Source organism: Phenylobacterium sp. (assembly GCF_030693805.1).
Taxonomy (GTDB): domain Bacteria; phylum Pseudomonadota; class Alphaproteobacteria; order Caulobacterales; family Caulobacteraceae; genus Phenylobacterium.
The window spans coordinates 1-1,190 of sequence record NZ_JAUXZW010000411.1 but is presented as its reverse complement, the minus strand read 5'-3'; the positions used below and the strand labels follow the sequence as shown (position 1 = coordinate 1,190).

The 1,190-nt window shown below is 60.3% G+C and carries 2 protein-coding genes; both read left to right on the top strand.

Annotated features, from left to right (window positions below; all coding sequences use genetic code 11):
* Positions 1–610, top strand: a 610-nt coding sequence (locus Q8M88_RS16500; RefSeq protein ID WP_305598247.1) for a carboxymuconolactone decarboxylase family protein, incomplete at its 5' end; no start/stop codon positions are given.
* Between the two features lie 10 nt (positions 611–620).
* Positions 621–1,106, top strand: a complete 486-nt coding sequence (locus Q8M88_RS16495; RefSeq protein ID WP_305598246.1) for an MCP four helix bundle domain-containing protein — start codon at positions 621–623, stop codon at positions 1,104–1,106.
* The last annotated feature ends 84 nt before the right edge of the window (positions 1,107–1,190 follow it).

Below are 1,190 nucleotides of genomic sequence, written 5' to 3'. Positions count from 1 at the left end.
ATGTAGCCAAAGGACGCGGGCGGAACAGGTTCTTCAGCTACGAGATGCGGTTGGACACGCTGCAGAAATGAGCTCCGAGGTCAGCTCGACGCCACGGTGGCATGAAGCGGAAACTCATTGTCGCGAAATGTCAAATCAATTGGCTTCAAGTTTTTTACATTCCGGTTCAGGCAACCGGTCCATACGAGAGGGAACAGCGATGGTCACCTTAAAGAAGAACGGACAGCCAACAGACCGCGAAGCGGAACAGGGCTGGGAAGACGGGCTGTGGTTGGACCCGAAATGGAGCGAGCAGATGCTGGCGCTGGTGGAGGGGGCGTCTGAGCCGACCGGTATTGACCCCAAGTGGATGGCGTTGGTGGCATTGGCGGTGGACGCAGCGCCTCAAAGCCTGTACCCCCAGGGCATGCGCCGCCACATGCGCCGCGCCCTGGCGCTGGGGGCCACGCGGCAGGAGATTGCTGCGGTGCTGCGCTATGTGAGTGTGTCGGGCCAGCACAGCATCAAGTTGGGGGCCAGCATCCTCAAGGAAGAGCTGGCGATGGGGGCATGTTTTGAACGTTCCCCCCGTGCGAAGAAAGCAGCAAATCGTGAAGTTAATCAAGCGTAGGAGATAGAAATTGAACAATATCAAGATGTCGGTTCGGCTGGTGATGGCCTTCGTGCTGGTGGCCCTGCTCGGTGCAGGCGTCAGCCTGTTCGCTATCAGGAACATGTCTGCCCTGGATGACACCGACACGACGCTCTACGAGCAAGAAATCGTGGGGCTGTCGCTCGCCAAAGAGGCAAACGTGCAGCGTTATGCCTGGGCGGTGGGGCTGCGCGACGCCATGCTCGCGACCACCCCGGAAGCCCGTGCCGCGGCCATCAAACGCATGAACGATTGGCGTGCCTGGAGCCATGAACTGAGCGCTTTGGCCAGAGAAAAAGCGCAAGATGACCCACAGCTCCAGGCAGCCTTCAAGAAGCTGGATGAGCTTTGGAAGGCCGATCAGCAGGCCAGCGAGGGCCTGATGAAGCTGCTGGCCGAGGCGCCCCTGCAGGCCGCTCACCGATGCTGGCCTACCTGCGCGATCAGGTGGTGCAGCCCAGGCTACCTCAGATAGGTTTTCACCAGCTCGCGCCAGAACGCCGCACCCGGCGCGATGTTGTCGTCGTTGAAGTCGTAGCCCGGGTTGTGCACCATGCAT